Origin of the sequence: Rothia aeria (assembly GCF_016726365.1) — a bacterium.
Taxonomy (GTDB): domain Bacteria; phylum Actinomycetota; class Actinomycetes; order Actinomycetales; family Micrococcaceae; genus Rothia; species Rothia aeria.
The window spans coordinates 450,152-469,983 of the sequence record NZ_CP068102.1; the positions used below are offsets into that span (position 1 = coordinate 450,152).

At 57.3% G+C, this 19,832-nt stretch carries 13 protein-coding genes and 2 tRNA genes; 8 read left to right on the plus strand and 7 right to left on the minus strand.

What is annotated here, in order from left to right; all coding sequences use genetic code 11:
* The first annotated feature begins 29 nt into the window (after positions 1-29).
* The 4 genes from I6I94_RS01895 to I6I94_RS01910 all read left to right on the plus strand — a co-directional run bounded on the left by I6I94_RS01895 (position 30) and on the right by I6I94_RS01910 (position 7,605).
* On the plus strand, positions 30-791 hold the full coding sequence (locus tag I6I94_RS01895) for an ABC transporter ATP-binding protein (protein WP_006888662.1): 762 nt from the start codon (positions 30-32) through the stop codon (positions 789-791).
* On the plus strand, positions 791-3,673 hold the full coding sequence (locus I6I94_RS01900) for an ABC transporter permease (RefSeq protein WP_006888661.1): 2,883 nt from the start codon (positions 791-793) through the stop codon (positions 3,671-3,673). Before I6I94_RS01895 ends, I6I94_RS01900 begins: the two co-directional genes overlap by 1 nt.
* Before the next feature lie 435 nt (positions 3,674-4,108).
* A complete protein-coding gene (locus I6I94_RS01905; RefSeq protein ID WP_006888653.1) occupies positions 4,109-4,870 on the plus strand; it encodes an ABC transporter ATP-binding protein in 762 nt (253 codons plus the stop codon).
* A gap of 2 nt (positions 4,871-4,872) precedes the next feature.
* Positions 4,873-7,605 carry an FtsX-like permease family protein gene (locus I6I94_RS01910; RefSeq protein ID WP_006888684.1) on the plus strand — a complete coding sequence of 911 codons (2,733 nt, stop codon included), beginning with the start codon at positions 4,873-4,875 and terminating at the stop codon, positions 7,603-7,605.
* A gap of 161 nt (positions 7,606-7,766) precedes the next feature.
* Here the strand turns inward: I6I94_RS01910 and metG are convergent, their stop codons facing one another.
* From metG to I6I94_RS01940, 6 genes are all read right to left on the minus strand, one after another.
* Positions 7,767-9,314 carry a methionine--tRNA ligase gene (gene metG, locus I6I94_RS01915; RefSeq protein ID WP_006888672.1) on the minus strand — a complete coding sequence of 516 codons (1,548 nt, stop codon included), beginning with the start codon at positions 9,312-9,314 and terminating at the stop codon, positions 7,767-7,769.
* A gap of 207 nt (positions 9,315-9,521) precedes the next feature.
* On the minus strand, positions 9,522-10,331 hold the full coding sequence (locus tag I6I94_RS01920; RefSeq protein WP_006888685.1) for a YwqG family protein: 810 nt from the start codon (positions 10,329-10,331) through the stop codon (positions 9,522-9,524).
* Between the two features lie 212 nt (positions 10,332-10,543).
* Positions 10,544-11,377, minus strand: coding sequence for a YwqG family protein (locus I6I94_RS01925; protein WP_006888660.1), 834 nt, complete (start codon positions 11,375-11,377; stop codon positions 10,544-10,546).
* A 308-nt stretch (positions 11,378-11,685) separates the two neighbouring features.
* Complete coding sequence (ilvC, locus tag I6I94_RS01930) at positions 11,686-12,714, minus strand: ketol-acid reductoisomerase (RefSeq protein WP_006888679.1); 1,029 nt, start codon at positions 12,712-12,714, stop codon at positions 11,686-11,688.
* Positions 12,715-12,908: 194 nt separating this feature from the next.
* Positions 12,909-13,409 carry an acetolactate synthase small subunit gene (ilvN, locus tag I6I94_RS01935; protein ID WP_006888652.1) on the minus strand — a complete coding sequence of 167 codons (501 nt, stop codon included), beginning with the start codon at positions 13,407-13,409 and terminating at the stop codon, positions 12,909-12,911.
* Complete coding sequence (locus tag I6I94_RS01940; protein ID WP_006888665.1) at positions 13,409-15,229, minus strand: acetolactate synthase large subunit; 1,821 nt, start codon at positions 15,227-15,229, stop codon at positions 13,409-13,411. Before I6I94_RS01940 ends, ilvN begins: the two co-directional genes overlap by 1 nt.
* A 454-nt stretch (positions 15,230-15,683) precedes the next feature.
* On the opposite strand from I6I94_RS01940, the gene I6I94_RS01945 reads away from it, so the two are divergent.
* Positions 15,684-16,196, plus strand: a complete 513-nt coding sequence (locus tag I6I94_RS01945) for a hypothetical protein (protein WP_023134655.1) — start codon at positions 15,684-15,686, stop codon at positions 16,194-16,196.
* Positions 16,197-16,360: 164 nt separating this feature from the next.
* Here the strand turns inward: I6I94_RS01945 and I6I94_RS01950 are convergent.
* Positions 16,361-16,433 (minus strand) — tRNA-Lys (locus tag I6I94_RS01950).
* Between the two features lie 225 nt (positions 16,434-16,658).
* Between I6I94_RS01950 and bcp the strand changes: the two genes are divergently transcribed.
* From bcp to I6I94_RS01965, 3 genes are all read left to right on the plus strand, one after another.
* Complete coding sequence (bcp, locus tag I6I94_RS01955) at positions 16,659-17,135, plus strand: thioredoxin-dependent thiol peroxidase (RefSeq protein ID WP_037235465.1); 477 nt, start codon at positions 16,659-16,661, stop codon at positions 17,133-17,135.
* A 114-nt stretch (positions 17,136-17,249) separates the two neighbouring features.
* Positions 17,250-17,334: transfer RNA gene (locus tag I6I94_RS01960), tRNA-Leu, on the plus strand.
* Between the two features lie 381 nt (positions 17,335-17,715).
* Positions 17,716-19,773, plus strand: coding sequence for an ABC transporter substrate-binding protein (locus I6I94_RS01965; RefSeq protein WP_201620817.1), 2,058 nt, complete (start codon positions 17,716-17,718; stop codon positions 19,771-19,773).
* Positions 19,774-19,832 lie beyond the last annotated feature (59 nt).

The following is a 19,832-nucleotide window of genomic DNA, read 5'->3' on the forward strand; positions in this document are numbered from 1 at the left end:
TGAGGGTATCATCTGCAACAATTGAGGGCATGAGTACTACGACTATTGCCGCAGCTGCACCTGCGGTAGCCACACGAAACCTGTTCAAAACCTACGGTAGGGGCGAAGCAACCGTTCATGCCCTGAATAATGTGACCATTGACTTTGAGCGCGGTAAATTTACCGCCATTATGGGGCCTTCCGGCTCAGGTAAATCCACGCTCATGCAAACCTTAGCGACCCTCGACACCCCGGATCGAAACCCTGAAACAAGCATCCAGATCGGCGGCACCGAGCTGTACGGTCAGAAAGACAACCAGCTCACCGAATTCCGCCGCGAACACGTAGGGTTCATCTTCCAGGCCTTTAACCTCGTACCAACCCTCACCGCCGGGCAAAACATCGACCTGCCACTGGGACTGGCCGGCAAAAAACCCGACCCGGTATGGCGCGATTACCTGGTGAAAACCCTGGGTCTTGCCGAACGTCTGAACCACAGGCCCGAGCAGCTTTCGGGTGGTCAGCAGCAGCGTGTGGCGATTGTGCGTGCGCTACTGTCCCGGCCCGAGGTGGTTTTTGCGGATGAGCCGACCGGTAACCTCGACTCCAACTCGGGTACTGAGGTGCTTAAACTTCTGCGGGATGCAGCCACCGAACAGAAACAAACAATTCTGATGGTCACGCACGATGCGCACGCCGCCTCGTACGCAGACCGCGTGGTCTTCCTCAAAGACGGCATGATCGCTGGCGAAATGCTCAACCCCACCCACGACGCCGTCCTGCAGGCCATGGGGCAGTTGGAGGGTAAGTAGTGTCTAGTAATCTAAATACAGTGGCGCGCGCGAACCTGCGTGCGTCCAAAGGCAAATATATTCTCACGGGTCTTGGTATTGCCATTTCGTCGTTCTTCATTGCGGCCGTGATTGTGCTGATCAGCTCGCTGCAAGGCACCGTTAGCGCCTCAATCGGCGATGTGCTGACCAAGGCCGATAATATTGTGATCTCTGCCGGGGCAAACGACCAGTCTAACAATAGCGCGAATATTTACCTGGATGAGGAGACCATTAAGAAAATTCAGGAAGACCCGTCGGTAGCCTCAGCCTGGATTGATTACCAGGGTTCGGGCAAGTTCGGTGCCGATAAGACCACGGCCTACTACAACCAGGCCCCCACCAGCACCGACGCATTCCCCTTCAGCATTGACGGTAAGTTGCCCGCGAATGATTCAGAGATTATGCTCTCTAAAATCTTCGCGCAAAAACACAACCTGAAAACCGGTGATAAGGTCACCTCGCAGGATATTGTGGCTTCCGCCTCCGATCCGAGCACCACCGACACCAAGGAGTACACGGTCAGTGGCCTGTTCGACGGCGGGTTCTCAGGCGCCAGCTCGAATAATGCAGTCTTTATCGGCGGTACCGCCTACGGGGAAGCCGCCACCAAGGCCCTTAAGAACAGGCCTGCTGGGGCACCCGAGTACATGTATCCGGGCGCTACCATGGCGTTCGTTAAATTCAAGGGTGATGACCAGGCCGCTGCCCGTACCGAGCTGCAGAACAAGCTCAACACCGGGGACAAAAATACCGAGCCGAAGGTAACAACCGGGAAAGAGTACCTGAAGAAGATACAGGACCAAATCTCGGCTGGGTTCGCGTTTATTGGCACGATCCTGGGTGCTTTCGCGGCACTGGCCCTGCTGGTCTCGTCCTTCGTCATTTCTAATACGTTCGCGGTGCTGATTGGGCAGCGAGTGCGTGAGCTTGCCTTGCTGCGTACCCTGGGTGCGCGTGGCTCGTCACTGGTGCTCATGCTTATCATTGAGGCCCTTGTAGTGGGTATTGTATTCTCAGCGATCGGTGCGTTGGCGGTGTATGCCGTCGCGGGCCTGCTGTCACTGTTGTTTAACAATATTCTGATCACGTACGACCCCATGGCGTTCGTTGCTGGTGTGGCACTGTGCACCATCGTCACAGTGTTGGCTTCGCTGGCCCCGGCCCGCACCGCCCTGCGCATCTCCCCCATTAGTGCAATGGGTGAGACCACCGCCCAGGCTGTGAAGAAGCCCAGCATTATTGGGATGATCGCGGGCGTGCTGGTGGGTATTGGCGGTGCCGTACTGGTCAGTATTGCCATCGGGATGACCAGCGACAAGAAGGACTCCGAACAGGCTGTGCTGCTGGTGATGCTGGCTGCCCTGCTGCTCGGTGTGGCGATCTTCCTGCTCACCCCCTGGATTCTGCTGCCGCTGGTGCGGGGGTTGGGCACAATGTTCCGCACCCAGACCGGTAAATTGGCGGTCGCTAACGCCCTGCGCTCCCCCAAACGTACGGTCTCAACGGGCCGTGCAGTACTGGTGGGTGCACTGGTGGTCGCTACCGTGCTGACCGGTTACAGCGTCATGAACGCCTCGCTGGCAAAGGCAATGGATAAGACCTTCCCGATCTCAGCGATGGCCGTATACGGTGATGGCTCATCGGCCGGTGCCAAGGGCGTGGAGAAAGCCCGCAGCGTTGCCGATAAGGCGCGGGGTTTGAAGAATGTGGAAGCAGCAACTGTGGCCTCTGCTGCGGGTGCTGTGGAGTACACGATCCCCGTCAAAGATACTGACAAGTCGGTGGATCACGCCAGTAACCTGGTGGCGCTGAGCCAAGACGAGCTGGGGAAGGTCATCCCGGGTGAGGCTTCGCAGCAGCTTGCCGATAATACGGTGCTGGTTCCCACCAAGATTTATGAGGCCAGCTCGTATAACGATTCAACCCGACTCAAGGCAACCGGCCCGCGCGGGACTGTGGAGCTGAAACCGATTAAGTCGCAGACCCAGCAGACCCTCTTCATCGTGAATACGGCAACCGGGGCCAAGCTGCAGGATGCCTCCGACCCGAAACCGATTGCTGTTGCAAACGCACCAGAACAGCAGGGTGCACAGGGGCAGCCCGCCCAGGGTGGTGAGCACCAGGCTCCTGCCGCTGGGGCTGAGGGCGACGCATCTCCCGGCGCTACCGGTGCCGGTTCTGAGGGTGCCAGCGCCCCTGCCGGTGGCGGCGCTCAAGGCTCTGCTGCGGGTGCATCTGCTGGGAGTGCCCAGCAGCCGGGCCAGGATGGTGCCGGGCAGCAGGAGCTGGGAACCGTAGCGCGCGGTAACCAGACGATGGTTCTGGTGCGTGCGGCTTCTCCGCTGTCGTCCTCCGATAACGCCGCTTTGCAGGATGAGCTGACTAAAGCTAATGACGGCGTTGATTTTGTGGGCGGTTTGCAGTCGCGGAAACAGATTGACCAGATACTGACTATTCTGCTGGGCTGCACCCTGGCACTGTTGGCTCTGGCAATTGTGATCGCTGTGATTGGCGTGGCGAACACTATGACCCTGTCGGTGAACGAGCGCCGCCGTGAGAACGCAATGCTCCGCTCGCTGGGCCTGTCCCGCAAGCAGCTGCGTCGCATGATTTCGGCTGAGGCAATTCTTATTACCCTAGGCGCGGTGCTGCTGGGCATCTTAGGCGGTATTGGGATTGGGCTGCTCGCGGCGAAGGTTATTTTCACGGCGTCCAATAGTTCCGCTGAGATTGTGGTTGAGCTGCCGTTCTTGGGGCTGGCCTTTGTGGTGCTGGTTGGTTTGCTGTCAGCGCTGGTCGCCTCGGCGCTGCCGGCGATACGTTCAGCGCGTATGTCTCCCGTGGAGGGGATGCGCAGCTAGCCGCTGATTCGCTGTCGGTTCTGAACCGTCATAGGGCGGGTTCTCCGGTGTGGGGAACCCGCCCTGTGTTTTTATTGTGCCCGCTGAAGTTAATACAGTTTGTCTGCCGAAACGTGTTGAGGGTGTACTATTCTGCCTATAATCCTTACACGGCGGCATGTTATTAAATCTTTATTTTCCTTTTATTAGACACAGTGTCATATATCACATACGCCACTTAGGGTATACATTACCTCATACTCTTTGAATGCAGCTTAAATGCAGCGTATCTACCACTTTTACCACACCGTTCCCCGCCGTGCCACCTTAAACCCTGGTCAGGGCCGTATATCATCCGAAAGTATGAGAACCGTTTTTGGGGGCCTTCAAAAACTTCACCCCAAAGGATGACAAATGTCAGGGGATATCGCTTTCAATTCCTGAAACAATTAAATCATGACTACTTCAACCATCCCCGCAGGCACTCCTGCGGTAGCCACACGGAACCTGTTCAAAACCTACGGCAAGGGCGAAGCAACCGTTCATGCCCTGAACAATGTGAGCGTTGACTTCGAGCACGGTAAGTTCACCGCCATTATGGGGCCTTCCGGCTCTGGCAAGTCCACGCTGATGCAGACGCTCGCTACCCTTGATGCGCCCGACCGTAACCCCCAGACTATTATCCGTATCGGCGGTACCGAACTATACGGTCAGAAAGACAACCAGCTCACCGAATTCCGCCGCGAACACGTAGGGTTCATCTTCCAGGCCTTTAACCTCGTACCCACCCTCACTGCCGGGCAAAACATCGACCTGCCACTGGGGCTGGCCAGCAAAAAACCCGACCCGGTGTGGCGTGACTATCTTGTTCAGACTTTGGGGCTGCAGAACCGCCTGGATCACCGCCCCGAACAGCTCTCCGGCGGCCAGCAGCAGCGCGTTGCCATTGTGCGCGCTCTGCTGGCTCGCCCGGAGGTCGTATTTGCTGACGAGCCGACCGGTAACCTCGACTCCAACTCGGGGTCTGAGGTTTTGCGGCTGCTGCGTGATGCGGCGACTGAGCACCAGCAGACCATCCTCATGGTCACGCACGATGCGCACGCCGCCTCGTACGCAGACCGCGTGGTCTTCCTCAAAGACGGCATGATTGCTGGCGAGATGCTCAACCCCACCCACGACGCCGTCCTGCAGGCCATGGGACAGTTGGAAGGTAAGTAAAAATGGCTACTACTACACTAAGTACGGTGGCGCGGGCGAACCTGCGCGCCTCCAAGAAGAAATATATTCTCACGGGTATTGGTATTGCCATTTCGTCGTTCTTCATTTCGGCGGTGCTAATGCTTACCTCCTCGCTTCAGGCGACGCTGGATGCGACCATTGGCGATATCTACGCTAACTCCCAAAACGTGGTGATTTCTGCGGGTGTGGCGAACCAAGACGACGCGAACTCCACCGCTAAGTTCCCGATGTCCAATGACACGATTAAGAAGCTTCAGGAGTCCCCGGAGGTTAGCTCATCCTGGATTCTGTATAGTTTTTCTGGCACCTACGGGGCCGATAAAGAGAAGGTAACATACGCTTCTACACCGCCGTCAAAGGACCTTGCGCCCTTCGATATTGAGGGGAATCTCCCGTCTAAAGATACCGAGCTTCTGGTTGCTAAGAGTTTCGCCGAGAAACACAATCTGAAAATCGGTGATAAGGTGACCATGCCCAATGTTGTCACCTCAGCTACCGATAAGGACAATGCGAAAGACACCGAGTATACCCTCACGGCTACCTTCAGCACCGGTATCTCAGATTCGCAGATGAGCGACAACGTTTTCATTGGCGGCACCAGCCTTGCGGATATCGCGCGTCAGCTTGCCGATGAAGAGGGCGGGATCGTCTCAGACCCCTCCAAACCTATGGCGCCTCAGGCCTTCATTAAGCTCAAGAATAATACCCAGGAATCGCGCGATGCCCTGCAGAAAGAGCTGAACACCGGCGATAAGAACACCACCCCCAAGGTGTTCTCTAACACGCAGATGATGGACCACCTCAAGAAGCAGCTCTCATCGCTCTTCGACGCACTGGGTACTATCCTCGTTGCCTTCGCAATCCTGGCTCTGCTGGTTTCCTCATTCGTCATTTCGAACACCTTCGCGGTGCTGGTGGGCCAACGGACTCGTGAGCTCGCCTTGCTGCGCACCCTTGGTGCCCGCGGTGGTTCACTGGTGCGAATGCTGCTTATGGAGTCGCTGGTGATTGGCCTGTTCTTCTCCATTATTGGTTCGGCGGCGGTGTATGCAGTCGGCGGGATTTTGAACGCAATGTTCAGCACGTTCATTGTCAGTTTCTCCCCCGTGGCGTTTATTGTGGGTGTGCTCATGTGCACTGTTGTGACCGTACTCGCCTCGCTCGCCCCGGCCCGTACTGCCCTGCGCATCTCCCCCATTAGCGCCATGAGCGCAAACACCGAGCAGGCAGTGAAGAAGCCCAGCATCATTGGGGGAATCATCGGCGTCGTCCTCGCCATTGCGGGCGGTATTCTCACCACCGCCGCGCTGAAGGATAATAACGGCGGCACTGCCATTACCACCATCATGTGGGCATGCCTCCTCTACGCGTTGGCGGTATTCCTGCTCACCCCGTGGATCCTGCTGCCGCTCGTTCGGATTATTGGGTCGGTACTGCGCGGGCAGACCGGTAAACTCGCACTAGCGAACTCTCTGCGCTCGCCCAAACGCACCGTTTCAACCGGGCGCGCCGTGCTGGTGGGAACCCTGGTGATTGGCATCGTGCTAACTGGCCACTCGGTTTTGAGCACATCCATCGCCAAAGAGCTGGATAGGCTATACCCGGTAACAGCGTACGCACCGTTCGGTGAGTCCTCCGTGACCAATAGCAGTGCGAGCGTGACCAAGGCAAAGAATGTGGCCGATAAGATTAAGGGCCTTAAAAACGTTGAAGCCGTCAGCGTTGGCTCAGCTGCGGGCGTGATTGAGTACACCGCAAAGCCCGATAATGCAGGCTCCACCAATCTCAAAGACAATGTGATGTCTCTGAGCAATGATGACCTGCACAAGGTATCCACCGGCGAGTCCAACATTAACCTGAAGGACGACGAGGTGCTCGTGCCCCAGGATATTTGGGACTTGGGCAAGTTCGATAACAACACCCGTCTGAAGATTACCGGGCCGCTGGGGACGGTTGAGGCCAAACCCATTAAGGCAGAGACCAAAGAGCCGTTCTTCGTGGTGAACCCGGCAACCGGTGCTAAGGTGCAGGATGCCTCCAACCCGCAGCCAGCCACTAGTGAGCAGGCTATGCCGGAAGACCCCGCCGCACAGGAAGCGCTCATGAAGGCTGCTCAGGAAAACCCGGCCCTGGCACGCAGCTTTGCGGCACGCGGTACCGCAACTATGGTGCTCATGCGGGCAAAGACCCCGCTCATCAGCTCCGATAATAGCCAGCTGCAGAGCGAGCTTGCTAAGGCAAATGACGGCACCGAGTTCCAAGGCGGGCTGAGGATTCGTAAGAGTAACGATCAGACTCTGAGTATTATGCTCAATGCGTCCCTGATCCTGCTGGCACTGGCAGTCGTTATTGCGGTGATTGGTGTGGCAAACACTATGACCCTGTCGGTGAACGAGCGCCGCCGCGAGAACGCGATGCTCCGCTCGCTGGGCCTGTCCCGCAAGCAGCTGCGCCGCATGGTCTCGACCGAAGCCGTCATGATCACCCTCGGAGCGCTGGCGATGGGCATCGTCTCAGGTGTACTCATTGGTTTAGTTCTTTCACGAGTACTGGTGCGGGCCATGCGTGAATCCATGGAAATGGTACCGGCCCTGCCAATTACTGGCATGGTACTCGTGTTGGTAGTGGGCCTATTCGCCGCATTCGCGGCGTCAGCCATCCCGGCCTTCCGGTCGGCACGGCAATCCCCAGTGGAGGGGTTAAGGTCCCGCTAACCTCATAAGGATCCCCGGAAGGGGAAAAGCCCCCGGTGCTTTTGTCGGTTGGAGCCGGGGGCTTCTTCCTGCCCTCACAGCAGTAGCCCGCTAACATTACGAGCAACAGAAAGTCCCGGAGGCAACGGTATTCGTTGCTTCCGGGACTTTTAACGTATCGGTTACGCCTCTTTCGGCTCCTCATACCGGGGGAACACCGGCGACGGGGCCGGAAGCTCAGCACCGGCGACCAGGGCATCACCCAGCGCGGTAAACTGGCGCGCATCACCTTCAGCAACACCCAGCAGATCCAGCAGCTTCGCCATGGAGGCGGGCATCACCGGCTGCATGAGGATAGCAACCTGGCGCACCACCTCAAGGGTCACATACAGCACTGTGCCCATGCGCTCCAGCTCACCGTTCTTACGCAAAGCCCACGGCTGCTGCTCCGCGAAATAGGCGTTCGTATCGGCAAGCACCGTCCAGATGCGCTCTAGGGCACGGTGGAATGCCTGCTCATCATAGTCCGCGCGAACCGGCTCATACAGGGCGGCAGCATCAGCCAAAATCTTACGATCAGCCTCAGTCAATTCGCCGGGGGTAGGCACCCTACCGTCACAGTTCTTCGCCACCATCGACAGTGAACGCTGCGCCAAGTTCCCGAGGTTATTCGCCAAATCCGAATTAATACGGTTCTTAATCGCCTCGGCGGAATACGAGCCGTCCTGCCCGAACGAGACCTCACGCATCAGGAAGAACCGCACCTGGTCCAGCCCGAAGGCCGCCACCAGGTCGGCAGGATCCACCACGTTGCCCACCGATTTCGACATTTTCTCGCCATTAACCAGCAGGAACCCGTGCCCAAATACGCGTTTGGGCAGCTCAAGACCGGCAGACCAGAGGAACGCAGGCCAGTAGATAGAATGGAAACGGGTAATGTCCTTACCAATCAGGTGCAGGTCTGCTGGCCAGTATTTGGTGAAAAGCTCCCCCTCAGTGTTCGGGTAGCCCAGGCCAGTCAGGTAGTTAGTCAGCGCATCCACCCACACGTACATAACGTGCTTATCATTACCGGGTACGGGCACGCCCCAGTCGAAGGTGGTGCGCGAAATTGAGAGGTCATTCAGCCCGCCCTTGACGAACGAAGTCAGCTCATTGCGGCGCGACTCGGGGTAAATGTAGCCCTGGGTTGCGTAAAGCTCCAGCAGCTTATCGGCATACTTTGAGAGGCGGAAGAAATACGACTCTTCCTCAGTCCATTCGACTTCCGTTCCGGTGGCAATAGCGTAACGCTGCCCATCACGTTCTTCTGTCTCGTCCTCAGCATAGTAGGCTTCATCGCGTACGGAGTACCAGCCAGCGTATTTATCGAGGTAAATATCCCCGTTCTCTTCCATACGCTTCCAGATCGCCTGCGACGCCTCATAATGGTCGGGGTCTGTGGTGCGGATAAAACGGTCGTAGCTAATACCGAGGGCATCATTCATCGCCTTGAAACGAGCGGAATTCTCGTCGGCGAGTTCCTTGGCGGTCACGCCCTGCTTCTCGGCGGTGGTCTGCATCTTCTGCCCGTGCTCATCGGTGCCGGTCATAAACCGCACATCGAACCCATCGAGCCGTTTGAAACGCGCCATAACGTCTGCGGCAATGGTCTCATAGGCGTGCCCAATGTGGGGGTTGCCGTTGGGGTATGAAATCGCTGTAGTGATGTAGTACGGGGTAGCAGTCATAATTATTAATCTTACCCCAGTTTCTGGCGCTGGATGCGGCGAAACAGTAATGCGACAAGCCCGTCGTCATGTACCCACACACAACCCCAGCTGCAGCAGCAGACCCCCTCGCACATGTTGCGCGCTGCACACCGTGACGGTGCTCGGCACGCAGCATGTGCGAAGGGGCCGCCTGCGTTTACAGCAGTGCGCTGTAGGCCGGGCCCGCTAGCCGCATGACCACTCATAGAAGACCTGCGAGAAGTCACGTGCTGCCAACCGGTCCGGAGCAATCAGCCAGTTCGCCGTACCAACATCGCCCCAGAGCACCGTGTTCCCATACGAATCCATCGTTAACAGGTTCACGGTACGCCTGCGGATATCAGAGTTTTCAGGCTCTTCGCGGCGTGGATCGCCCTGCATGAAGTGCGGTAAACCGCCAAGCTTTGAGTAGTCCCCTGAACCAGTAATTTCCTCAATTTCTTCCACATCATATACATCAAGGTCAAAAAGACTCGTAATAGCCTGTTCCGGGTATGCCTGGTTCCACTTCTCAATCAGCGGGTGATTTATCGAATCGTTCGGGGCAAATATTTCCCGCCCAAGTGTCGTAAATTCGAGTGCACACTCATGTTTGATAGGCCACCAGAAGTCTCGCTCACGATCCTCACAGGTCGCTACCGCATCCGGGTTCGCTTCACCCAGCTGAGGATAGTAGATCACACGGTGGTCCTCTTCCTTATCTATCCCCCACCCTGAGTTTGTGCTCACCCAGAACTGCACCATGCCGGTGGGCGGATAAATAGGATTCTCCGGCAGCTCAGCACAATTAATCTGCGCAATCATGCCCATTGGTATCCCGTCCGAGTCGGTGGGTGCTTCCACCCCAGCGGGCAGATACGGCACTCCCCCGAACTTCGAGACGGTCACCGGCAGCGGCTCAGCAGCCTCAGAGGGCTTAATCCCAATAGCAGGTAATGGGTTTTCAGCATAGAGCTCTTCAACAAGGGCAGCAGCTTTCTCAACAATATCACTCACAGGAAGCTCTCCTTCAACGGTTCTATCTATGGTCATTGCTGGGTTGTGCAGGTGTTTCCACCTGCGCCCTGGTTTAATGAGAGCACTCTCCCGAGCCAATACACAACCGATTTCGTTATTACCCGCTTTTCCTCATCTGACAAACCCCGGTTAGGGGCAGCGCTCGGCACCAGAATGTGCCAGGAGGTCAGCCCGTGTTTTTACAGAGACCGCTAGCCGCATGACCACTCATAGAAGACCTGTGAGAAGTCACGTGCTGCCAACCGGTCCGGAGCAATCAGCCAGTTCGCCGTACCGCCGTCACCCCAGATCACCAAATATTCTTCGCCATCCCAGACTGAGTCCATCGTCAGCAGGTTCACGGTGCACCCATGCTCCTCAGCATTCTCATGGTAGTAACGCGGGTCGCCCTGCACAAAGTCTGGTAAACCGCCGATCTTCGAGTAATCCCGTGAACCGGTGAACTTCTCAATCTCTTCCAGAACATCGCCGTCCTCAAAGTCGTCAAGGTCAAAAAGAGACTTAATGGTCTGTTCCGGGTATGCCTGGTTCCACTTCTCAATCAGCGGGTGGTTCACTGAATCCTTGCATGGGGAGAATATTTCATGCTCCAACACCACAAATTCGAGTGCGCATTCGTGTTCCACCGGCAGACAAATATCATGTTCATCGTCATTCATAGTTGCTGTCGCTTCCGGGTTCGCCTCACCCAGCTGAGGGTAATAGATAACGCGGCGGTCATTTTCGCCGCCTAATCCCCAATCGTCACCGCCCCCTATCCAGAACTGCACCATACCGGTAGGCGGGTAAATGGGGTTCTCGGGCAGTTCAGCACAGTTAATCTGCGCGATCATGGCCATTGGGTTCCCATCTGAGTCGGTGGGTGCCTCCACCCCAGCGGGCAGATACGGCACTCCCCCGAACTTTGAAACGGTCACCGGCAGCGGCTCAGCAGCCTTAGATACCTTAATCTCAATAACGGGTAACGGATTTTCAGCATTGAGCTGTTTAATAAGGGCAATAGCTTTCTCGGCAGTGCTGCTCATAGGAACTCCTTCGATGGCTCTGAGCTACGGTAGTTAGGGGTTACAGGCGTCACCGCCTGTGTTCCCCGCATTAATTAGAGCACCTTCCTAAACCAACACACAATTGGTTTCGTCATTGCCCGTTTTTCCTCACCTAATGTACCCCTCACCAGGATTGGCACAGCATTACCTAGTTCCGAACCACCAAGCTGCTGGCAGAAAATTTTAGGGTACTACATGAGCCGCGATAAACGCTTCAAAGACCAAGCGCATACAAAGGGGTGCCCGCCATAATGGCAGGCACCCCTGTAACGCTATTAGCTCAGTGCTTAGCGAGCCACCGAACCTTCGGTGTAGTCATCATCCACGGTGTTCCACGAGAACAACTCACGCAGCTTACGGCCGGTAGCCTCAATCGGGTGCGACTCGCCCTGAGCGCGCAGAGCCTTGAACTCGGGGGCACCAGCAGCCTGGTCGTCCATGAAACGCTTAGCGAATGCGCCGCTCTGAATATCAGCCAGCACAGCCTTCATGTTCTCCTTAACCTCGGGAGAAATCACGCGCGGGCCAGAAACATAGTCACCGTACTCGGCGGTGTCAGAAATCGACCAGCGCTGCTTAGCAATACCGCCTTCAATCATCAGATCCACGATCAGCTTCAGCTCGTGCAGCACCTCAAAGTACGCAATCTCAGGCTGGTACCCTGCCTCAGTCAGCACCTCAAAACCGTACTGTACCAGCTGCGAGGTAGACCCGCACAGCACAGCCTGCTCACCGAACAGGTCAGACTCGGTCTCTTCAGTGAAAGTGGTCTTAATAACGCCCGCACGGGTAGCACCCAGCGCCTTAGCATACGACAGGGCCAAGGCCAGGGCCTCACCCGAGGCGTCCTTCTCAACGGCAACAAGAGCGGGAACACCACGGCCTGCCTCGTACTCGCGGCGCACCGTGTGCCCCGGACCCTTCGGGGCGACCATAGCGACATCCACACCCTCGGGTGCGGTAATGTAGCCAAAGCGGATATTGAAACCGTGCGCGAAGAACAGCGCATTGCCGGGCTTCAAGTTAGGTTCGATGCTCTCAGCGTAGACCTTAGCCTGCACCTGATCCGGGGTCAGAATCATAATGACATCTGCCTCAGCGGCGGCCTCGGCAACGGTCGCCACACGCAGCCCTTCAGCCTCAGCCTTGGCGCGGGACTTGGAGCCCTCAGCCAAGCCAACAATAACCTTCACGCCAGAATCACGCAGGTTCAATGCGTGGGCGTGACCCTGCGAACCGTAACCGATAATCGCGACGGTACGGCCCTGGACCAGGGAAAGATCTGCATCGTCGTTGTAGAAAATGGTTGCTGCCATTTCTTCTCCTAATATTTTGGTGTTTACCCGCTAAGGGCTCAGTGAATAAGTTTACTAGATGCGGTACCGTGCAGAAGGTTTAAACGCCTCTTCTCAGGATGCGGGCACCAGCACCACACGGCACCGCATACCCGCACCCAACGATAGTGGCTCCACCCACGGTTGCCAGCGGCTTCTTCCGCCGAAAGAGGGCGCTAAATGCGTTCGCTCATCGACCGCGGCCCGCGAGAAAGCGCAATAGTGCCAGCACGCACAATCTCACGGATGCCGTAGGGCTCGAGCACATCCAGCAGGGCGTTAAGCTTCTCAGCCGAACCGGTCGCCTCAATCACTACCGACTCCGTAGAGACGTCAATTACCGAAGCACGGAAAAGATCGGCGGCCTGAACCACCTGCAGACGCACCGCCGGGTCCGCCTTAACCTTCACCATAATGTGGTCGCGCTGCGTTGAGGTTTCCGGCAGCAGCTCCACCACTTTAAGAACATGGATCAGCTTATTCAGCTGTTTAGTGAGCTGCTCCAGAGTTTCAGAATCGCCATCCGCAACAATCGTGATGCGTGAAACCTTGGGAACCTCCGTGGGGCCCACCGCGAGGGAGGCAATATTAAACATGCGGCGGGAGAACAGCCCAGAAACGCGTGAGAGCACGCCGGGCTTGTCTTCTACCAGTACTGAAAGGGTATGCAGGCTCATTAGTTCTCCCCCTCTTCTCGACCGAAATCGGGCGAGGTGTTCTTCGCAATCTGAATCAAATCATTCGACACGCCAGCGGGCACCATCGGCCACACCATCGCATCCGGGCTAACGGTGAAATCAATCACCACGGGGCGGTCGTTAATCGCGAGCGCCTGCTTAATGGTTTCGTCCACGTCCTCGTCACGTTCGCACCTGAACGTGGCGCAGCCGTACGCGTCGCCGAGCTTCACGAAATCGGGGATGCGGTCGGTGCCGTGCCCGGTACGCAGGTGCGTGTTGGAGTAGCGGCCGTCGTAGAAAAGGGTCTGCCACTGGCGCACCATACCCAGGGACGAGTTATTAATGATCGCAACCTTAATGGGGATATTGTTCTGCGCGCAGGTGGCCAGCTCCTGGTTAGTCATCTGGAAACAGCCGTCGCCGTCAATCGCCCACACCACGGAGTTGGGGTTTGCTACCTGTGCACCCATTGCGGCGGGCACGGAGTAGCCCATAGTGCCCAGACCGGAGGAGCTGAGGAAGTGACGCGGGTTCTCGTGCCCCACAAAGTGCGCACCCCACATCTGGTGCTGGCCCACGCCAGCCACGTAGAATGCGTCTGGGCCGGTGAGGGCGCTGATGCGTTCCAGCACGTACTGGGGTGAGCCCAGCCCGTCATCTGTTTTAACGTACCCCAGCGGGTAGTCCGCCTTAATCTTGTCCAGCTCAACCCACCATTCGGCCAGTGAGGGCATGTGCGGAGCGAACTCGGTGGCGAGCAGCTCGTTCAGTTCGGGCAGCACGTACCGCAGATCCCCCACGATCGGCACGTTTGCGAAACGGATTTTTGAGATCTCCGCCGGGTCAACGTCAATATGGATGACCTTCGCATCGGGGGCGAATGAATCGACTTTACCGGTCACACGGTCGTCGAAGCGGGCTCCGAGAGTAATCAGCAAGTCTGACTTCTGCATGGCTGCCACGGCGGGAACGGTGCCGTGCATGCCGGGCATCCCCAAGTTCTGGGGGTTCGAGTCGGGCAGGGCGCCGCGGGCGTTGAGGGTGGTAACCACAGGTGCGCCAGTGAGTTCTGCGAGTTTAGCCAGCTCTTCGGAGGCGCCCGCACGCACCACGCCGCCGCCCACGTACAGTACGGGACGTTTGGACTCGGTAATGAGCTTAGCCGCTTCACGGATCTGCTTGGAGTGCCCGCGGGTGACGGGTGTGTAGCCGCGCACCTCAATCTTCGGGGGCCAGCTGAAGTCCATCATGCCCACCTGCGCGTCCTTGGTGATGTCTACCAGCACGGGGCCGGGGCGTCCGGTTGCGGCGAGATGGAAGGCGGTGGCGATGCACCGCGGGATTTCCTGCGGGTCAGAGATCATGAAGGAGTGCTTGGTGATCGGCATGGTCATGCCCACAATGTCTGCTTCTTGGAAGGCGTCGGTGCCGAGCAGCTTCGTGGACACCTGCCCGGTGATAGCGACGATGGGCACCGAGTCCATGTTTGCGTCCGCGATGGGGGTGAGCAGGTTGGTGGCACCGGGCCCGCTGGTTGCAATACACACACCTACTTTGCCGGTGGAGGTCGCATACCCTTGAGCGGCGTGCCCTGCACCTTGCTCGTGGCGCACCAGGATGTGGTTAATCTTGGAGGAATCCATGAGCGGGTCATAGGTGGGCAGGATTGCCCCGCCGGGCAAACCAAAAACGTCGGTGACGCCAAGCATTTCAAGGGAGCGGATGATCGCCTGGGAGCCGGTCATGCGCTCGGTGGTGTGTGTTTCGCCCGCCGCCGAAGTTTCGGGGGCGGTCTTAGCCGAGTATCCCGTGGTCATATTAATGCCTCTTATCGGTTCTTCAGTTCTCTGTAATCTGAGGTGAGGTGCGATAAGCTGGTGTGCCTTTCGCGCGTACGCCCCGGTGGTTCCGTAGCTACAAAAAATACCCTCCGCTGGTGGTGGTAGCGAAGGGCGCTTACGTAGACAGCATCAAAGCCTCGTCCTGCGGCGCCCTAGGCGACGACTACGAGGCTAAGAATCAGCTGCATCTGTTGCTTTTGCACCCTTCTATGTTCGCGCGCTGGCGTGCGTGAGTCAAATCTCCCGTGCCGTTTTAACGAATTTTTTTGCAGTATTTTTTGAGAAGTTGGCTTGTGAACGGGATGCAAGTGTTATCTGCCGACCACTACCGGAGTATTTCACCAGTAAATTAGTGCGTTTATGTGACATAAATGCGTTTATGTGACATAAAACGGTGACGTAGAACGCGCCTGCCGGTAGAATTGGGGGTATGACCGATGTGAAAAATACGGCCGATACCGATGTAGCGCAGGCCAATCAACAGCAGGGCACACAACAACTAACCGGAGAGCAAGTAATCCGAGTACTGCACCCTGCTTTTGATAATCAGATCATTAATTATGGCGCCTACAACCTGGTGTATGCGACCGGTTCCGCGACCTACCGCAACCCCGATATTGCGGCTCTTCAGGAGGATCACCAAGAGTGCTTTCTGGTAGGTTATCAGGATTCACCCGATGAGGTGATTATTGCACCTATTCATATGCCTGAGGTGACCCCGGCAGGTGCGGCAACAACCATCGACAACACAAACGCTCTGCATGCGCACCTGACGAATGACAATCTGACTATTATGCTTGAGTCTATTAATGGGAGCCGGTTCAGGCTCACGCTATTAGATAAGCCCGAGATTACCACGCACGCTGGTACGGGCACTATTGATCAGACGCTGGATGTGCAAGATTTCCGGACGTTCGTGACCACTATCTGGCCCGTGCTTTAGTCCTGTGCGGCTACCGGTTCATGGCGCACCCCGCGGCTTGGGGGGTGCGCCTTTTTAGCAGGTTACCCGCATGTACCCGGTACCGCGCTTGGCTGCGAGGGCGCGGGTACAGAGTAAAAATAGGCGAGAACCCCGCCGATATTGGCGGGGTTCTTGCTATAGTGTGCGCCCCCTGGGACTCGAACCCAGAACCCATTGATTAAGAGTCAATTGCTCTGCCAATTGAGCTAGAGGCGCTTATTTACTTATCCACCAGCACCGCTGGCGACAGATAAAAACTATACGGCACTTGCTTCACCCTCGCAAATCCAGTTGGGGTGATACTCGCCACTCTAAAGCTGGGGTGCGTGGGGCCATTAGTGAAAACAGCTTCGACCCGTTCATCTTGAGGCGCACCTGAGGCCGTGCCATGATGGTTTGTATTAAAGACACTTCTGGCCCCGATAACCCGAAAGGCACACCGTGAGCACTCGTTTGGAACCCGGCACCGCCGCACCCGACTTCACACTACAAGACCAGGATGGAACCGCCCGCTCCCTCAGCGACTATCGGGGGCAGAACGTCATCCTCTACTTCTACCCCAAGGCGTCCACCCCCGGGTGCACTAAAGAAGCATGTGACTTTCGGGATAACCTGGCGTCGTTCTCCTCACTCGGGTACACGGTGCTGGGTGTCTCACCCGATAAGCTGCCCGCCCTCAAGAAATTTACCCAGAACGAAGAGCTCACCTTCCCGCTGCTGTCCGACGCCGACCACGCCGTGGCCGAAGCATACGGCGCGTGGGGTGAGAAGAAGAACTACGGGAAAGTGTACGAAGGGCTTATTCGCTCAACCTTCGTCATTGATGAGCAGGGCACCATTAAGATTGCCCAGTACAATGTGCGAGCCACCGGGCACGTAGCAAAACTACGGCGCGATATGGGCATTGACCCCAAATAGCACCAGCATCCCCTATTGCGGGGGAGGCGCCCCGCTGCGCCACCGCTCACGCTATTTGTGAACCCTTTTGCCGCTAGTGTAGACTTGCATACGTTGGTTTAGCACTGGCATCACGCGCGAGTGGTGAAATTGGCAGACACGCAGGATTTAGGTTCCTGTGCCTTACGGCGTGGGGGTTCAAGTCCCCCCTCGCGCACCATATTCTTTATTCAGAGCCTCCGTCCGCAATGGTCGGAGGCTCTTTACGTGAGCTCCTTGAACGCAGCGCATAGTGCTATCAAACAATAGGAACATAGCGACAATAATTTTCAGCCCGGTAACACAAACCACATATTTTAAAGAACTGCCCACCCCGAGAGGTTCCCTCTGGCAGTACCAGCCCACGGATGTATCTGCCGCCACTTTCGAACCTGAAGATTGTCTGAGGATTCAACGCAGCACACGGTTAATCTTCTATACGGCGAACCTGTAAGCGGTATGCTGAAAGTTCCGACTAAAGAATTTCTCACCGCAGACATCTATCGGTACCGCAGTGCCCGCACCGGGCGCCCCAACCCATATAACCGAAAGGACGCACCCGATGCCCACAGCACCGCTACCCCCAACCCGGGTCAGCCGCCGCGATGCACTGCGCTTGGGTGCCCTACTCACATGTGGGTATACGCTCGCAGCCTGCGACTCGCGCAAAGGAAGCGGGGGTCAGGACGGTGAACACCGTGTTTTCCGTTTCGCCCAAGGCGCCCCGGCCGTGTCCCTCGACCCGGCCTTGACGCCGGTTACCAGCACCACCCGTATCACCTCCCAAATCCTGGAACCGCTCGTGGCGGCGAACCATTATACGGGCGAACCCGAACCGGCGTTAGCTACCTCATGGGACATCTCCGACGACCGACGCACCTACACCTTCACCCTCCGTGAGAACGTGAAATTCAGTGACGGTGCTGCACTCAACACCGGTGCGGTGCTGCGCAACGCCGACCGTTGGCGTGCCCTAGCCACCAATACCGACACCGCGCACCTGTGCGTACCGCTCTTTCCGCTCTACGGGTGGGGTTTTGGGACCGCTGAAAAGGTAGAGACGAAACAGCAAAGCCCCTCTGCCACACCAACGCCCACGGCAACAGGCAGCGCCTCCCCCGCCGAATCCCCGCAGCCCACCGCAGACCCCACAGCGAGCGCATCCGCCGAGCCGAGCGCCAGCGCCTCCGGGGCGGCACCTCACGACTCGACGCAGAAAGAACACGCCACATACCGCCACCAGCCGCTGCTGCAGTCAGTTGAGGAGCGTGAGGGCAAAATCGTCATGACGCTCAGCCGTCCCTCTCTCGCATTTTTGCGGATGCTCACCCAGCCCGCCTTCGGTATCCTCTCCCCCAACTGCCTGGACGAGAATTCACGGATTAAAGACCACCCTGTAGGCACTGGCGCTTTTAAGGTGCAGTCCTTCGAACAGGCGCGCACCGTGCTGGTGCGTAACGAACACTTTAAACGAGATAACACCAAGGTTGAGCTGGACGAAATACAGTTCCACACGCTCTCATCATCTGACAAACGCTACTACTCGCTGGTTGCCAGTAAAATCGATGCCTGCGATCAGGTGAGCAGGAACGACTTGGCACCGCTGGTGCGTGAGGGGTACCTGACCCCCACCCGTGACCCGTTCTCGCTGGTGTATTTTGACTTTAACCTTGAGCACCCGGTGCTCAAAAACATTTCGGTGCGCCGCGCTATTGCCCGAGCCGTAGAGCGCGGCACCATTGTCCCCTACTATCTACAAGGCACCAGTGATGCTCTGGGGTACCTCCCCGCACTATTCCGCACCCGCGACGAAGACTTGTTGAACCCCTACTACCGCCGTGATACCGGTACCGCCCAATCGCTGCTGGCCGCCGCAAACTACAAAAACGAGGCGATCGAATGCTACTACCCGGTAGATGTTTCACTGCCGTGGATGAGCACCCCGCAGGTGATCTATTCGCAGCTGATCGGCTCGCTCATTGAGGTGGGTCTGAACATTAAACCCGTTCCGCTTGGGTGGGCAGAATACTGTGAGAAGGCCCGCAGCAACGGGGCCGAACGCGGCATGGTTCTGGGCGGTTTCTACGGCGCCTACCGCGACCCGTACGCTTTTCTGGGGCCCGTGCTCGCGCCCCTGCTGGTAGCACAGTGGCTCAACGAAAAAGACCCCAACCGGGCTAAGTCTCTCCCCCAGACCGCGCAAAACCCTGTTTCTTCCGCCACGGCTTCCGCGAGCCCGCAGCCTTCGGCCTCAGCGAGTGCATCGGCTTCCCCCTCCGCCTCTGAGAGCGAGTCGGCGAGCCCCAGTGCATCACCTGCCGAAGGTGAGCAGGGGCAGCCCTCACCGACCCCGTCACCAACACCAACGGTTAAGCCCGCGCATATTGACCCGGCCCCCTCGCTTGAGCAGATTATGCGCGATATTCGAGATGCCGATTCTGCGGAGAACGTGGAAGATCAGCGCTCTAAGTATCGGCAGGTGAGCACGCTACTGGCTCAGTACATGCCGGGGGTTCCGCTCATGAATGTGACCTCGAACGTGGCTCTTAGCCGTGACGTGCGGGGGTATGTGACCGAGCAGAACGCTATTGAGTATTTTACGAAGATTACGGTGGCCTAGAGGCGACTCTTCCATGCCTACCTCACGGCTCGCGCGAGAGCTGTATCACTACTTCATGG